16 protein-coding genes are annotated in these 15,293 nt (G+C 54.6%); 7 read left to right on the top strand and 9 right to left on the bottom strand.

Translation table 11 applies throughout. The annotated features are described in order from the left end of the window. Positions 1-35: 35 nt before the first annotated feature. From rutG to rutA, 6 genes are read right to left on the bottom strand one after another with little or no spacing between them, the layout of a single operon-like run. Complete coding sequence (gene rutG, locus ABU178_RS07680) at positions 36-1,364, bottom strand: pyrimidine utilization transport protein G (protein WP_397213523.1); 1,329 nt, start codon at positions 1,362-1,364, stop codon at positions 36-38. Between the two features lie 45 nt (positions 1,365-1,409). After that, entirely contained in the window at positions 1,410-1,934 is a 525-nt protein-coding gene (gene rutF / locus ABU178_RS07685; RefSeq protein ID WP_397213525.1) for an NADH-dependent FMN reductase RutF, read from the bottom strand. Between the two features lie 18 nt (positions 1,935-1,952). Next, on the bottom strand, positions 1,953-2,762 hold the full coding sequence (rutD, locus tag ABU178_RS07690) for a pyrimidine utilization protein D (protein ID WP_397213527.1): 810 nt from the start codon (positions 2,760-2,762) through the stop codon (positions 1,953-1,955). After that, positions 2,762-3,157: a pyrimidine utilization protein C gene (rutC, locus tag ABU178_RS07695; protein WP_397213529.1), complete on the bottom strand. Its 396-nt coding sequence runs from the start codon at positions 3,155-3,157 to the stop codon at positions 2,762-2,764. The genes rutD and rutC overlap by 1 nt, the downstream gene beginning before the upstream one ends. A gap of 37 nt (positions 3,158-3,194) precedes the next feature. Continuing rightward, positions 3,195-3,872 (bottom strand): pyrimidine utilization protein B, encoded by a 678-nt coding sequence (gene rutB / locus ABU178_RS07700; RefSeq protein WP_397215738.1) that lies wholly within the window; start codon positions 3,870-3,872, stop codon positions 3,195-3,197. Positions 3,873-3,910: 38 nt separating this feature from the next. Next, positions 3,911-5,002 (bottom strand): pyrimidine utilization protein A, encoded by a 1,092-nt coding sequence (rutA, locus tag ABU178_RS07705; protein ID WP_397213531.1) that lies wholly within the window; start codon positions 5,000-5,002, stop codon positions 3,911-3,913. A gap of 292 nt (positions 5,003-5,294) precedes the next feature. Here rutA and rutR point away from each other — a divergent pair, with 292 nt between their 5' ends. Beyond that, complete coding sequence (gene rutR, locus ABU178_RS07710; RefSeq protein WP_397213532.1) at positions 5,295-5,930, top strand: HTH-type transcriptional regulator RutR; 636 nt, start codon at positions 5,295-5,297, stop codon at positions 5,928-5,930. Between the two features lie 61 nt (positions 5,931-5,991). Then, complete coding sequence (locus tag ABU178_RS07715; protein WP_397213534.1) at positions 5,992-6,966, top strand: metal-dependent hydrolase; 975 nt, start codon at positions 5,992-5,994, stop codon at positions 6,964-6,966. Positions 6,967-7,009: 43 nt separating this feature from the next. Here the strand turns inward: ABU178_RS07715 and cycA are convergent, their stop codons facing one another. Then, on the bottom strand, positions 7,010-8,404 hold the full coding sequence (cycA, locus tag ABU178_RS07720) for a D-serine/D-alanine/glycine transporter (protein ID WP_397213536.1): 1,395 nt from the start codon (positions 8,402-8,404) through the stop codon (positions 7,010-7,012). Between the two features lie 286 nt (positions 8,405-8,690). Between cycA and ABU178_RS07725 the strand changes: the two genes are divergently transcribed. After that, on the top strand, positions 8,691-9,389 hold the full coding sequence (locus tag ABU178_RS07725; RefSeq protein WP_397213538.1) for an extensin family protein: 699 nt from the start codon (positions 8,691-8,693) through the stop codon (positions 9,387-9,389). Between the two features lie 2 nt (positions 9,390-9,391). On the opposite strand, the gene ABU178_RS07730 is transcribed toward ABU178_RS07725, so the two are convergent. Further along, entirely contained in the window at positions 9,392-10,066 is a 675-nt protein-coding gene (locus ABU178_RS07730; protein ID WP_397213540.1) for a DUF4396 domain-containing protein, read from the bottom strand. 565 nt (positions 10,067-10,631) lie between these two features. Between ABU178_RS07730 and sdiA the strand changes: the two genes are divergently transcribed. After that, positions 10,632-11,354, top strand: a complete 723-nt coding sequence (gene sdiA / locus ABU178_RS07735; protein ID WP_397215739.1) for a transcriptional regulator SdiA — start codon at positions 10,632-10,634, stop codon at positions 11,352-11,354. A 122-nt stretch (positions 11,355-11,476) separates the two neighbouring features. Next, positions 11,477-12,088, top strand: a complete 612-nt coding sequence (locus ABU178_RS07740) for an acyl-homoserine-lactone synthase (RefSeq protein WP_397213542.1) — start codon at positions 11,477-11,479, stop codon at positions 12,086-12,088. A 47-nt stretch (positions 12,089-12,135) separates the two neighbouring features. Here ABU178_RS07740 and ABU178_RS07745 read toward each other — a convergent pair whose 3' ends face one another. Beyond that, positions 12,136-12,360, bottom strand: coding sequence for a DUF2594 family protein (locus ABU178_RS07745; protein ID WP_397213544.1), 225 nt, complete (start codon positions 12,358-12,360; stop codon positions 12,136-12,138). A gap of 433 nt (positions 12,361-12,793) precedes the next feature. On the opposite strand from ABU178_RS07745, the gene uvrY reads away from it, so the two are divergent. Together uvrY and uvrC are read left to right on the top strand one after the other, a co-directional pair. Next, positions 12,794-13,453 (top strand): UvrY/SirA/GacA family response regulator transcription factor, encoded by a 660-nt coding sequence (gene uvrY / locus ABU178_RS07750; protein WP_397213546.1) that lies wholly within the window; start codon positions 12,794-12,796, stop codon positions 13,451-13,453. Continuing rightward, positions 13,446-15,278: an excinuclease ABC subunit UvrC gene (gene uvrC, locus ABU178_RS07755; protein WP_397213548.1), complete on the top strand. Its 1,833-nt coding sequence runs from the start codon at positions 13,446-13,448 to the stop codon at positions 15,276-15,278. The genes uvrY and uvrC overlap by 8 nt, the downstream gene beginning before the upstream one ends. The last annotated feature ends 15 nt before the right edge of the window (positions 15,279-15,293 follow it).

Consider the following 15,293-nt stretch of genomic DNA (forward strand, 5'->3'; position numbering starts at 1 on the left):
CGCCGGGAAAACCCGGCGGTTAACCCGAAGAGAGACTAACGATTCTGGCGTATAATATCAGTGCCAAACAGCGCCGTGCCGCGTCGACAAAGAATGGCATTAAGGATAATGGCGCCAAAGGTTGCCGTACCGATTCCCCCCAGCGTAAAGCTGCCAATCTTCAGCGCGAAATCGCCCGCCCCGAGTACCAGCGTAGTAGCCACCATAATCAGGTTGCCGTTCTGACTGAAATCCACATGGTTTTGTACCCAGATGCGCGCCCCTGCAACGGCGATCAGGCCGAATACCACAATAGACGCACCGCCAATCACCGGGCCAGGAATAGTATGGATCAGCGCGCCGAATTTCGGCGAGAAGCCCAGCACCAGCGCAATCAGCGCCGCCGCGACAAAGGCCAGCGTGGAATAAACTTTCGTCACGGCCATCACGCCGATGTTTTCCGCATAGGTCGTCACACCGCTGCCGCCAAGCATGCCGGAAATGAGGGTGGCGAGGCCGTCGCCAACGAACGCGCGTCCGATCCAGGGATCGAGGTTGCGTCCGGTCATCCCGGCGACCGCTTTGACATGGCCAAGATTTTCCGCCACCAGAATTATTGCCACCGGCGCGATTAATACCATCGCCTGCAAATCAAAGGCAGGCGTCGTGATTTGCGGCAGACCGATCCAGGCCGCCTGCGCCAGCTGCGTGAAATCCACCGGCTTACCGAAGCCCAGCCCGTTGGTCAGTAACGCATAAATTGCCCAGGCGAGGACCAGGCCAATCAGGATCAACAGGCGCTGCACCATGCCGCGCGTGAATACCGCAACCAGGCCGATGCAAAGCACCGTCATCACCGCCATCCAGCTGTCGAAGGTGGAGGCAGAGACGCTATGCACCGCAATCGGCGCCAGGTTAAGGCCGATCGCCATCACCACCGCGCCGGTCACCACGGGTGGCATCAAACGTTCAATCCAGCGCGTGCCCGCTTTCATCACGATAAAGCCAATCAGGGTATAGAGCACGCCGCAGGCGATAACGCCGCCCAGCGCCACGCTCAGGTTGGGATTCAGTCCCTGTCCCGTAAAGCCGGTAACCGCAATCACGACGCCGACAAAAGCGGCACTGGAGCCAAGATAGCTGGGGATGCGTCCGCCGGTGACCATAAAGAACAGCAGGGTGCCTATGCCTGACACCAGAATCGCGAGATTGGGATCCAGCCCCATCAGCAGCGGCATCAATACCGTTGCGCCAAACATAGCGACCGCATGTTGCAGGCCGAGAATCAACGTTTGCCCGACAGGCAGCGTTTCATCGGGTGCGATCAGACCATTTTCTTCCACTGCCGATCTTTTTTGCCATTGAGGAAACCAGGAACTTGCCATCGTTTTCTCCAGAAAGTGATTCACGCCGGGGCCGCCAGCAGCGGATTATCGGGCTTCCTGCCGCATCAGATGATGATATCCACGATCGAACCAGGCCAGGCCGTGCGATTCATCGTTACGCACCAGCGCCAGCACTTCGCAAAACAGAATGTCATGGGTACCCACGCTGACCATCTGGCTTACTTTGCAGTCGAACGATGCCAGCGCACCGCTCAGAATGGGCGAACCTGTCGCCAGCGTTGACCAGTCGGCTGCGATAAAGCGTTCAGGCATTGGCGTTTTGCCGCCAAACAGCGTGGAGAGCGTTTCATGTCCCGCCGCCAGGGTATTGACGCAGAGCTGGCGGTTCTCACGAAATACCTGATAAACCGAGGCTGAACGATTCAGGCACACCAGCAGAGTGGGCGGCGCGTCGGTTACGCTACACACTGCCGAGGCGGTAAAACCGGCGCGTCCGGCCGGGCCGTTGGTGGTAATTATGTTTACCGCGGCGCCCAGCGATGCCATGGCATCGCGAAACGCCTGTTTGTCTACGTTTGTCGCATGGGCAGCAATTTCATGCAGGCTCATTTTTTTCTCCTTTGCCGGTTAACCGGCCGCGTGCTGCGGCAGTGCAGCGGACGCGGTCGCCTTTAGCCAGTCGAGCAGCAGTTGATTAAACGCATCAGGATCGGTGACGCTCATCGCATGTCCGCCCCATGTCATCTCCGCCAGGGTGGCATTGGGCAGCGCCGCCGCCAGCTCGTGAGAACAGCTCCAGGGCACCAGCAGATCGTCCCGGCTGTAAATCGCCAGCACCGGCTGGGCAATACGCGCCGCGCTGCGGGTGAAGTCGGCGCTCATTAACGCGTTCAGCCGCCGCAGCAGGTTTTCCGTACCCTGGAAATGCGCGACGTGCAGGGCATCTTCCGCTTCGATGCGCGGCTGATGGCGTGACAGCCATTCAGCGGGATAGAGGAACAGCGGCTGGGCGCGCACAAAGGCCTCGACGCCCACGTTGAGCAGCAAATCCTGACGCACCTTAAAGCAGCGGCGGGTATGAGAATTCAGGCTGAGCCAGCCGTTTATCACCACCACACGTCTGACCCGATCCGGGTAATCCAGCGCCATCTGCAAACCGATCAATCCTCCCAGCGCGTGACCAATCAGGTCAAAGCGCAGAATATTGTGGCGCGCCAGCGCATCGGCCAGCTCGGCCGCCATCATCGCCATGGTATAGCCTTCAGGCAGCGCATCCGGGCTGCGCCCGGTGCCGCGCTGGTCATAAACCACCACGCGATAGTGCTCGCTTAACGCGTTCAGCTGCGGCAGCCAGAAGCTGGCGGAACCGCCCAGACCGGCGGAGAGCACCAGCGTCGGCGCGTCCTCTGCCGGCTGACCCAGGATTTCAAGATGCATTACGCCTCCTGTTTTCCGATGTGGGCCACGCTGGCGATCTCCACCAGCGCATCCGGTTTGACCAGCCCGCACTGAATACAGAAGCGGGCGGGCTTATCGCCGGGGAAGTAGTCGGCATACACCTGATTGATGGCGGCGTAGTGGCTCCAGTCAGTAAGGAAAATCGAGTTAAAGGTGACGTCCGTCATGGTGCCGCCAGCGGTCTCAATCACGCGCTTGATGGTTTCCAGTACGTGGCGGGTTTGCGCCGCCGCGTCGCCGACATGCACCACATTATTCTGCGCATCAAACGGCAGGGTGCCGGAAACGTAAACCACGCCATCGGCCAGGGTGCCGGGCACAAAAGGGGCGATGGGCGTGCCGCTGCCGGGTGGAATAATCACAGACTTAGGCATATGTTCTCCTGTTAATGGTGTTGACAGTGACGCGCGCTTACGCCGGGCTTTTCAGCGTTTCGCAGAAGGTGTTTACGTCAGAGACCCAGCCGAAAAAGGTTTCGATGTTAAAAATCGCCGCCTGCTGGGCAAAGGGAGGCCCGGCCTGATAAGTCGCATCTTCCAGCACCACGCCGAAGTATTCGAGGAAGAAGCCGTCGCGCAGCGTCGACTCGACACAGACATTGGTAGCAATGCCGGTAAAAATCAGATGACGAATGCCGCGGCTGCGCAGCATGCTGTCCAGCGGCGTATTGAAAAAGCCACTGTAACGCGGTTTTGGCAGCACGATATCGCCGGGTTGCGGCGTCAGCTCATCCACCAGCGCATAATCCCAGCCCCCTTTGGCCAGCAGCTTGCCCTGCAGCTCCGGCTGTTTGCGCATGGTTTTCAGCGCGTTGGATTTGTGATAGTTCGGCGATCCGGCATCGCCCGCCTCGACATACTTATCGTCCCAGCCGTTCTGGAACCAGATGATCTGAATACCTGCCGCGCGTGCCGCGGTGACTGCCTGATGAATTTTTTCAATCACCGGTTTGGTCGCCGATACGTCAAAACCGGCGAGATCCAGATAGCCGCCCGTGGTGGCATAGGCGTTTTGCATATCCACCACAATCAGCGCGCTCTGCTGCGGCGGGAAAGCGATCGCTTCCGGGCGAGCCGGTAAGGTGGCCAGGGGCAAATCAGACGCGTGGGCGCAGATAACCGTATTCATTACGCAACCTCCTTCGCAGCGTCAATCACACTGGCGCGGCACTGCATCAGCGGCTGGATGCGCTCGCCGAAAGCTTCAATGCCCTGCAGAAAATCATCAAAGGTCAGCAGCACGCCCTGGGTTCCCTCTACCTGAGCCACCTCATCCAGCATGCGCGCCACGCTGACGTAAGAGCCGACCAGCGTCCCCATATTGATATTCACTGCCGAGGTGGGATCGGCCATCTGGCGGACGTTGGTATCGCTGCCCGATTTTTTATCCTGCTGGCTCTGCGTGGTGAGCCAGGCCAGCGCCTCTTCGTCGGCGCCCGCTTTGTAGTGCTCCCATTTGGCGCGTGCCGCTTCGTCTGTCTCATCGGCGATGATCATAAACAGCACGTAGGAGCCGACCTCGCGTCCCGCTTTATCCGCCGCCTGCTTCATGCGCGCCGCGGTAGGTGCAAAGGCGGCTGGCGTGTTAACGCCTTTGCCGAAGCAGAAGTTGTAATCGGCAAAGGTCGCCGAGAAGGCCATACCGGCATCGCTTTGACCGGCGCAGATCACCTTCATGGGCTTTTGCGGCTGAGGGCTGACGCGGCAATCGTTCATGGTGAAAAACTCACCTTTAAAATCGGATTTGCCGGTGCCCCAGAGATCGCGCAGCACCGTGACGTACTCCGTGAGGTATTGATAGCGACTGGCAAAGTAGTCGTCGCCGGGCCAAAGTCCCATCTGCTCGTATTCTGGTTTCTGCCAGCCGGTCACCAGATTGACGCCAAAGCGACCGCCGGAGATAGAGTCGATGGTTGCCGCCATGCGCGCCACGATGGCGGGCGGCAGCGTCAGGGTAGCGGCCGTGGCGTAAATTTCAATGCGTGAGGTAACGGCGGCCAGGCCCGCCATCAGGGTAAAGGATTCCAGATTGTGATCCCAAAATTCGGTTTTACCGCCGAATCCGCGCAGTTTGATCATCGACAGCGCGAAATCGAAATGATAATGCTCAGCTTTCTGCACAATCGCCTTATTCAGCTCAAAGGTGGGCTGGTACTGCGGCGCATGGGTTGAGATAAGCCAGCCGTTGTTACCGATAGGAATAAATACGCCAATCTTCATGTGAAACCCTCGTGCTGTGGTTGATATTGTTTCACGCGCTGCGTTGCATCCTGCATTTTCCCTTGAGGCGGCGCTCAGAAAAGAAATTGCAAAGGCTGTGCCAGAAAATAAGTTATCTTTAATTACAAACAGTTAGAAAATAAAACGGAACAAAAGGTCTGAAATGGACCAGCTGGTAAAAACAATTTGCACGCTTTTCAGGCAGGTCTGGTTGAAAAGGGTGCAGCAGTGACATTAGGCATGTTTCAGCGCCTTTGTTATGATGCGCCCAGGAAGAAAATGAGGTAACCATGTGAAAACCGATGAAAAAAAGCCCACGAGACGCGCGCGCGCGGTGGCTGCCAAGCGTGCCGCGATCCTGGAGGCGGCGCTGACGCTTTTTTCCCAATTTGGGATTCACGGCACCAGCCTGGATAAAGTGGCGGAGCTTGCCGATGTCTCAAAAACCAATCTGCTCTACTATTTTTCTTCAAAAGAAGTGCTTTACGTGGCGGTGCTGAAAGAGATCCTCGACGTCTGGCTGGCGCCGCTGCGTGCGCTGCGCCACGATCAGGATCCGCTGTCGGCGATTCGCCGCTATATTCGTCTGAAGCTGGAAGTTTCACGTGACCATCCGCAGGCATCACGCCTGTTCTGTCTGGAGATGTTGCAGGGCGCGCCGCTGCTGAAGGATGAACTGGCAGGCGATCTGAAAAAACTGGTAGATGAAAAAGCGGCCATTATCGAACAGTGGGTTGCGGAAGGTCGGCTGGCAGGCGTACAACCGCAACATTTAATTTTTATGCTCTGGGCAACGACGCAGCACTACGCCGACTTCGCCACCCAGGTTGAAGCGGTGACGGGCCAGACGCTGAGCGATGCGCAGTTCTTCGAGCAAACGCTGGAAAACGTTCAGCATATGATTATTGAGGGAATACGGGTGCGCTGATCCGCTAAACCTCGTCTGCCGGGTGCGCGCCTTCACAACAAGCAAAACAGGGCGGAACTTTATGGATTCAGTGTCGCAGATTGTCCTTGGCGCATCGGTAAGCATGGCAGCAATGGGGCGACGCGTGCCGCTCTGGCAATCGGCGCTGGCGGGGGCCGCCTGCGGCACCTTGCCCGATCTTGATGTGTTTCTCGATCATGGCGATGCCATTCGCAATATGACGTTGCACCGAACGGAAACCCATGCGCTGCTCTGGCTGACGCTGATTTCGGCGCCGCTCGGCTGGCTGATTGCCGGTCTGTTTCGCCAGCCGGTGGGCTGGCAGCAGTGGTGGCTGGCAGTCTGGCTGGCGTTAATTACCCATCCGCTGCTCGATCTGATGACGGTTTACGGCACGCAGCTCGGACTGCCGCTCACGGACTATCCCTATGCGATCGGCAGCATCTACATCATCGATCCGCTCTACACCTTACCCTTGCTGATTTGTCTCGCGGTTGCCTTGTGGCGCAGAGGGGAACAAGGTCTGCGCTGGAACCGCATCGGCCTGACGCTGAGCACGCTATATCTCGTCTGGAGTGTGCTGATTCAGAGCGTCGCCAGCTGGCAGGTAAAGAGCGATCTGACGCGCCAGGGCATTCCCGTCGACAAAGTATTGGTGACGCCCACCGCCTTTAATACGCTGGTCTGGCGCATCGTGGTGATGGCGCCGGACCGCTATGGCGAAAGTTACTGGTCGTTATTTTCGCCGCGTCGCGCGCTGGCAGTTAAGTGGCAGCCGCGCGGTGAAAACCTGTTTCGTGACATGAAAGGCGACTGGTATGCGGAGCGTGTGGCCTGGTTCAGCCATGGGTTTTATGCGATGCGTGAATGGGAAGGGCGGCTTTATATCGCCGATCTGCGGATGGGAGAAGATCCCGCTTATACCTTTACTTTCGATCTCGGTTCGCCTGAGCAGCCCGCCGCGCACCCCCGGCGTATCGCCTCGCCGCGTCCCAGCCTGAAAACCGCCTTCAGCAGGCTCGGCGCACGGTTGTAAATAACCAGCCCGACGCTGATAGCCGGGCTGGTTATCAGAACGGTTACGCCTGCTGGCGGCGGCGCAGCAGCCAACCCATGGTCAGCAGCGCAAACCAGAGCGGCGTCACCATCAGCGCCTGACGGGTATCCTCTTCCAGCGTCAGCAGTACCAGCACAAAAGCAAAAAAGGCGATGCAAACCCAGCACATCATTTTGCCCAGCGGCATCTTAAATTTTGATGCGGCGTGCAGTTGCGGATGCTTTTTGCGGTAGACCAGATAGCTGCAGAGAATAATGGTCCAGACGAACATAAACAGAATGGCAGATACCGTGGTGACCAGGGTGAACACGGTCATCACGTCCGGGATCAGGCAGATAAGCCCGACGCCGCCCAGCAGGCAAAGGCAGGAGAAAAACAGGCCGGTCGTGGGTACGGCGCGGGCGGAAAGACGACCAAACCCGCGATGGGCCACGCCCTGCTGTGACAGGCCATAGAGCATGCGGCTGGTTGAGAAGATGCCGCTGTTGGCGGAAGAGGCGGCGGAGGTCAGCACCACAAAGTTCACCATGGTGGCAGCAGCCGGTAAACCAATCAGCATAAACATCTCAACAAACGGGCTGCGATCGGCCATCACCTGGCTCCAGGGCGTGACGGCCATGATCACCATCAACGCCAGCACGTAGAACATAATAATGCGCAGCGGAATAGCGTTAATCGCGCGCGGCAACACTTTATGCGGATCCTGAGTTTCGGCGGCGGCAGTCCCTACCAGTTCAATGCCGACAAAGGCAAAAACAGCAATCTGGAAACCGGCAAAAAAGCCGCTTAATCCTTTCGGAAAGAACCCGCCGTGATCCCAGATATTGCTCAGCGCGGCGTGACCACCGCCCGGCGAAGGGTAATGCAGCGAGACCAGCACAATGCCGGTAATAATCAGCGCCACAATCGCCACGATTTTGATAATCGCGAACCAGAACTCCATTTCGCCAAACAACTTCACGGTAAGAATGTTCAGCGTCAGAAACAGCGCCACGCAGAGCAGGGCGCTCATCCCGACGGAAAAACCGGGAAACCAGAGCTGAAAATAGGAGCTGATGGCGACCACATCGGCAATGCCGGTGACCACCCAGCAGAACCAGTAGGTCCAGCCGGTAAAATAGCCCGCCCAGGGACCGAGCAGATCGGCGGCAAAATCGCTAAAGGATTTATATTCAAGGTTAGAGAGCAGCAGCTCGCCCATTGCTCGCATGACAAAAAACAGCATAAAGCCGATGATCATATAGACAAAGATGATCGAAGGTCCGGCCAGACTGATGGTTTTGCCCGACCCCATAAACAGGCCGGTGCCGATAGCGCCGCCAATGGCAATCAGCTGAATATGGCGGTTATGCAGACTGCGCCGCAGCTTTTCCGGATTCTCCTGCACCTGAAACGTTTCGTTTGATTGATCAACCATGAGATTGTCTTTCCTGTCTTGATGTTGTGTCAGCTCTGTTGGCTGTTAGATAAAGCCTGCCGTGGGGCAAGACGGCATAAGATAGTGGAATAAAGCCATTATCCGGTAATTGTTTTTTTACAAACCGCTGCTTCCATCACCTGCGCACTGGCAAAAGAAATTTACATGGCACAATCTCTCGCCGGAATGATTTTTTTTTAAGCGGATCAACACGCATCAGCGCGTTAGCGAAGCCCGATCTTCTACACTTCCAGTTCAGGAAAGGGGTCATCAAAGGGCATGATGCATGCGAGCATTGATTTTGTTAGTGGTTTTGGTTGGTATCGGTTGGTGGAGTTTACCCTGGCTTAAACACAATCTTCCTGCGCAGTACAATCCGTTTACTCCGCTTTCGGTTACCGATGCGCCGGGCTGGATCACGCGTTATAAGCTTGAGCGGCTGGAGCATGACCCGGCCGCCTGTCTGGCGGTGATGCAGCGCGCACAGCAGGCGGGCCTGGTGACTTTTCGCGAGGTGCCTGCGATGCGCGGTGCCTGTCCGATTCAACGACCGCTGCGCATACAGCGCTTCGGTGCGGTCAGCCTGAGCAGCAGCTTTCTGGCAAGCTGCCCGATGGCCGTCGCCAGCACCATGTATGTGCTGCGCAGCAGCGCGATTATCCAGCAGAGCGAACTTCACAGCCCGCTGGCGCGCATCAGCCATGTCGGCAGCTATGCCTGTCGTAATATTTATCATCGCAGTCAGGGGCGGCTGAGCGAACATGCCAGCGCCGACGCCTGGGACGTGACTGGCTTTCAGTTGCGCAATGGCGTCTGGCTTGAAGTGGGTAAAAACTGGCGCAAACCCGCCGCTTCCTCGCAGCTTTTGCAGGCGCTATGGCGTAACGGCTGCAACAGTTTCGGTAATGCGCTTGGTCCTGATTATAACGCCGCGCATGCCACGCATTTTCATCTGGGCATGCGCGGCGCGGGTTACTGCCGTTAGATTCACACCGCCGGATTAAGTCCGCGTTTGATCAGGAAATGGTTGGCAGGCCAGGAGAATAAAAAACCGATCATCATTGCCAGCTGCAACATAAACCAAAACACAAGCAGCATCGGATTAATTTGCTGCGCCAGGACAAATTTCAGGGCCAGTGCCATAAAGATAAAAATACCTGACTGGTAAATCAGCAGCGGAAAGGTTTCGGTTTTTAATGCCAGCAACAGGGCGCGCCATATTGAGAGATCTTCACGCTGTCGGATGGCGTGAAATTGAAAAAACAGGCCAATAAACAGTGACAGCGCCACGGAAATAATAATCTGCAAGCCGATCGGAGAAAAAACCGTAAAATGCTTTACCAGGGTGATTATCGGAAGTGTGATTATATTGCCAAAAATACAGGCGGCGGCAGTCAGCGACGTTGAAATAAAAATAGATTGCCAGCCGGCATGACGCTGTAATTTCTGTGGTGCCAACAGTAAAAGTTTTACCTGACGTGACGGCTTACGCCCCAGATACCACCAGGCCAGCCAACCTAAAAAGGGCATATATAAGCCGGTCAGCGGCCAGATGATATTCATCACCGCCACGGGATGCGGATGGCGAAAAAGATCTTTCAGAATCATCAGGGCCGTACAGCCCCCTAAAACAAGGAAAGGTAAAGCCAACTGGTTCAACATGGGAGATCCTGCTTTGGTCAATGATGGCGTAGGCAACAGAGCGGCAGAGCTGTCGCTGCCGCGTCTTCCTCACTGCTGGCCGCTGTCGCATGGCTTAGGATAAGAGTAGCGCGAAAGTGCCGCAGCGGAAAATTCCGCAGCGGGGCAACGGAAAAAAGCGGAATAGCCCCATCATTTTGCTCTTCATTTTTGCTGAAGCTAAAAACCTTTGGCTGTTTAACGCTCTGTTTACAAAACAGTTACGTTATGCGGCTGAATTTTTCTTAATAGCTCTGCTTTACGCTTATCCATCCGTTGAGCATTTCCAATGAATATGGCGATTGAATCTCTATCAGAAAAATCCTATTCTAAACTTAAGCGCAGCAAGACTCTGTAAAGTGCTTAACATGATAGAGAAGGGCCGGTGTTAACTCCATTCCGGAAAAGCAATGACAGCGGGAGGTCATTGATTTTTTCCAGCAGCCTGTTTTTTTCTCAATCAATATTTTTGCTCAGATTAATTAATTTTGTGATTTTCGGACCGAATAACACGGCGTATGGGCGTGGGGATAACGCTGAGGTAATAATGACGACCGACAATTATTTCGTCTGGCATGGCGAAACAGAAAAAGAATTTCAGGCGTTAACAGGGGCTCTGCAATTAAAAACGCTTTTACAGCGACAGACGGAATTGCTGGGTTTTGACAGCTATGCATTTTTGATTCAACACCCGGTGCCCTTTACCCGGCCGCGAATTTTTCTCTACAGCAGCTATCCTGACGGCTGGATTAAACGCTATGAAGCGCAGAATTATTTTGCTGTGGATCCGGTGCTGGCGCTCTGTCAGCGGCCGGGACGCGGGGTGGAATGGACGCGCGATCTCTTTACTGGCGCAGGAGAGTTATGGAAAGAAGCGGGCGAGCATGGGCTGGCAAGCGGATTTTCCTGCTCCGCCATGGCACCTAATCGTGCCATTGGTATATTATCTATATCGTCCCATCAACCCTGTAAGACTCAACACTTACGCGTTGAGCTGGAAGTGAAACTGCACTTCCTGGCGGAACTGAGCTTACGTACGCTGGAGCGTTTCGCTGATGACTCGATGAGCATCCTTGGAAACGATTTCAGCCAGCGCGAGCTGGAAATACTCAAATGGACGGCAGAAGGGAAAACATCTGCAGAAATTTCGCTTATTTTATCTATCTCTGAACACACGGTGAATTTCCATCAGAAGAACATGCAAAAGCGTTTTAATGTTTCTAATAAAACACAAATTGCCTGTTATGCCGCAGCGATTGGTCTGATATAGCGAAAAGACAACTACTAAATTTAGTAGTTTCATCGCTAAAGTCAGTTGTCTACCCTGCGCCGGAACTTTGCCAGGCTGGCGCAAAGAAATCATTGCAAACATGGGGATGTCAGGGGCGCATGATGAAAATAATTCAAACCCAGTTAAAGGATATGCCATCCTCCTTGCTGGCGGAGTTGGGCAGTTATCGTTACAGCGTATTTGCTCGTGGCGAAGGCTGGTCTATTCCCCCGCGACTCACTACGCCGGGACAGGAATATGATCGCTACGATCGTTCTGATGTGACCTGGCTGATTGCCTGGAGCGCCAGGCATGGTATCAGCGGCTGTGCCCGACTGATTCCCTGGCAAGAACCGGAGCATAATGAAACCATTGTGTTGCCGTTCAGTCATGAAAAAGTTTGGGAAATGTCGCGCTTCTCTGCGCGTCTGGAAGTGGACGATGAGCTGCCGCTGACGATTCTCTGGCATGCGGTTCAGTTAGCTGAGCAAAGCGGGATGGAATATATTCTCAGCTCCGCGACGCCAATGCTGGAAAAGATGTTTGAGCAGCACCGGATAGCCTACGAGCCGTTGACGCCAGGTTTGATTCAATCAGAGGATAACCTGTTTGCCATCCGTATTCCGGTGTCGCAGCCAGCGCTGGCGGACAAATATCGCGGCACGCGCCGCTTTAGTCCGGAAGAGGTCTTGCCTTCGCTGGGCGTCTCCATTAACTGGCAAACGCATAGCTGACAGGTCGCGATAGCCCCATGGTCCGGGCGGCCATGGGGAGATAAGGCTTACTGGCGGTAAGCCTTTTTGATTTGCTTGATGGTGTTGCTGAACACGTCAGCCTGTGGCTTATCACCCAGCGTTTCCACATAACGTTCCATGTTGATAATCACCTTACCGGCATCTGCCTGTCCCATGCCTTTCAGAATCAGCGTTACCATCATTTTCAGACAGGCCACTTCATCTGCCAGCGCCTGAGTTTCCTGTGAGGTTAAAAAATCTTCGTCGCTCATCTTTTCTCCTGGGTATTGGTCTAATAAAAACAGAGGGTATTTACCCTGCGCCGCATTTATTGAGTATATCACACCGCGCTGACAGGATTTTTGTCTCATAACTCAGCTCAGAATTCTCTGTTAAAGAGGTTATACCAATTTAATATTTGTTATGACGGATTTATTTTTTAATGTAAAAAATCAGGGCGTTGATATTGATAAAATTTTATTTTATATGCATCATTTAAGTCATTGATAGTTATTAATTTTTATATTTTCCACTTTCGTGTGATAAGAAACGGCAGATGTTTTATCGCTTTCTTATCAGATTTGATTTAAATCATTAAAAACCATTAAACCCGATGGCAATTGATGTTCATTTCAGTGGAAAACAGGTATGCTAATCGGCCTGAAATATAACTTCTCTTCACTTTAGCATTCGGAGTACTCCTCGTTGATCAGCGTGCTTCTTGTTGATGACCATGAACTGGTGCGTGCCGGTATTCGCCGCATACTGGAAGACATGAAAGGTATTTTGGTTGCGGGAGAAGCCTGTTGCGGAGAGGATGCGGTTAAATGGTGTCGCAACCAACCGGTCGATGTCATTTTAATGGATATGAATATGCCGGGGATTGGCGGACTGGAAGCCACCCGCAAAATTGCACGCTTCAATCCCGACATCAAAATCATCATGTTAACCATCCATACTGAAAATCCGCTGCCGGCGAAGGTGATGCAGGCGGGAGCCGCAGGCTACCTGAGCAAAGGCGCCGCGCCGCAGGAAGTGGTAAACGCTATTCGCTCGGTGCATGCGGGCCAGCGTTATATCGCGTCAGATATCGCGCAACAGATGGCGCTCAGTCAGATTGAGCCGCAAAAAGCGGAATCGCCCTTCAGCTGTTTGTCGGAAAGGGAATTGCAGATTATGCTGATGATCACCAAGGGGCAAAAGGTGACGGAAATTTCCGAGCAGCTTAATCTCAGTCCTAAAACCGTTAACAGCTACCGTTACCGCATGTTCAGTAAGTTAAATATCAGCGGTGACGTAGAGTTAACGCATCTGGCCATTCGACATGGCCTGTTCAATGCGGAGCCGTTAATCAGTAGTGAGTGAAGTTTTCAACCCCAAGGCATTTCTTAGCACAGTAACCAGCCAGCCTGGCGTTTATCGTATGTATGACGCCTCGGGTACGGTTATCTATGTAGGCAAAGCCAAAGATCTCAAGAAGCGCCTCAGCAGCTATTTTCGCACCCAAGTGGGCAGCCGGAAAACCGAAGCGCTGGTGGCAAATATTCATCAAATCGATGTTACCGTCACACATACTGAGACGGAAGCGCTGCTGCTTGAACATAATTACATCAAGCTCTATCAGCCGCGCTATAACGTGCTGTTGCGTGACGATAAATCTTATCCCTATATTTTTCTCAGTAGCGATACCCATCCGCGTCTGGCGATGCACCGCGGCGCGAAGCATGCCAAAGGGGAATATTTTGGCCCGTTCCCCAACGGCTATGCGGTGCGTGAAACCCTGGCGCTGCTGCAAAAAGTGTTCCCTGTTCGCCAGTGCGAAAACAGCGTGTACCGCAACCGGTCGCGTCCCTGTCTGCAATATCAGATTGGACGTTGCCTCGGTCCCTGCGTCGCGGGACTGGTCAGCGAAGAAGAGTATGCGCAGCAGACAGACTATGTGCGGCTCTTTCTTGCCGGCAAGGACGATCAGGTTCTCAACATGCTGGTAAAACGCATGGAAGAGGCGAGCACAGGGCTGCGTTTTGAAGAGGCGGCGAGGCTACGCGATCAGATCCAGGCGGTGCGTCGTATCACTGAAAAGCAGTTCGTCTCTAATCAGGGCGACGACCTCGATGTAATGAGCGTGGCCTATGATGCCGGCATGGCCTGCCTGCATGTGCTCTTTATCCGTCAGGGTAAAGTGCTTGGCAGCCGTAGCTACTTCCCCAAAGTCCCGGCGGATACCGATCTGGCGGAAGTGGTGCAAACCTTTGTCGGTCAGTTTTATCTGCAGGGCAGCGAGGCGCGAACGCTGCCGGGTGAGATTCTGCTCGATTTTAATCTGCCCGAGCGGGAACTGCTGGCTGACTCCCTGAGCGAGCTGGCGGGGCGCCGCGTTAATATTCAGAGCAAACCGCGCGGCGACCGCGCCCGCTACCTGAAGCTGGCGCGCACCAATGCCGGTACGGCGTTAGTGACCCGCCTGTCGCAGCAGTCTACTATCCAGCAGCGTCTGATGGCGCTGGCTGAGTTTCTGCACCTGGATCGCATTACGCGCATGGAATGTTTCGATATCAGCCATACCATGGGTGAACAGACCGTCGCTTCCTGTGTGGTATTTGACAATAATGGTCCGCTGCGTGCGGAGTACCGGCGTTACAATATTGTCGGCATCACCCCCGGGGATGACTATGCGGCCATGAATCAGGTGCTGCGTCGGCGCTATGGCAAGGCGCTGGAAGAGGATAAGATCCCCGATGTGATTCTGATTGACGGCGGGAAAGGGCAGCTGGCGCAGGCGAAAAATGTTTTTGCTGAACTGAATGTGCCCTGGGATAAAGATCGCCCCGTGATGCTGGGCGTCGCCAAAGGCAGCGATCGTAAAGCAGGACTGGAAACGCTGTTTTTCGAGCCGGAAGGCGAGGGCTTTTCAATGCCGTCGGACTCACCTGCTCTGCATGTGATTCAGCATATTCGTGACGACGCTCACAATCACGCCATTTCGGGCCACCGTAAAAAACGCGCCAAGGTGAAAAATACCAGTGCGCTGGAAAGCATCGAAGGAGTAGGGCCTAAACGGCGCCAGCAGCTGCTTAAGTACATGGGCGGCCTGCAACCCTTGATGAATGCCACGGTAGAAGAGATTGCCAAAGTCCCGGGTATCTCATTCGCTCTCGCGGAAAAAATCTACTATTCCCTCAAACCCTAGCATTGAAACAGGGGG

This window comes from Pantoea osteomyelitidis (assembly GCF_044342975.1).
In the GTDB taxonomy this organism is placed as follows: Bacteria; Pseudomonadota; Gammaproteobacteria; order Enterobacterales; family Enterobacteriaceae; genus Pantoea; species Pantoea osteomyelitidis.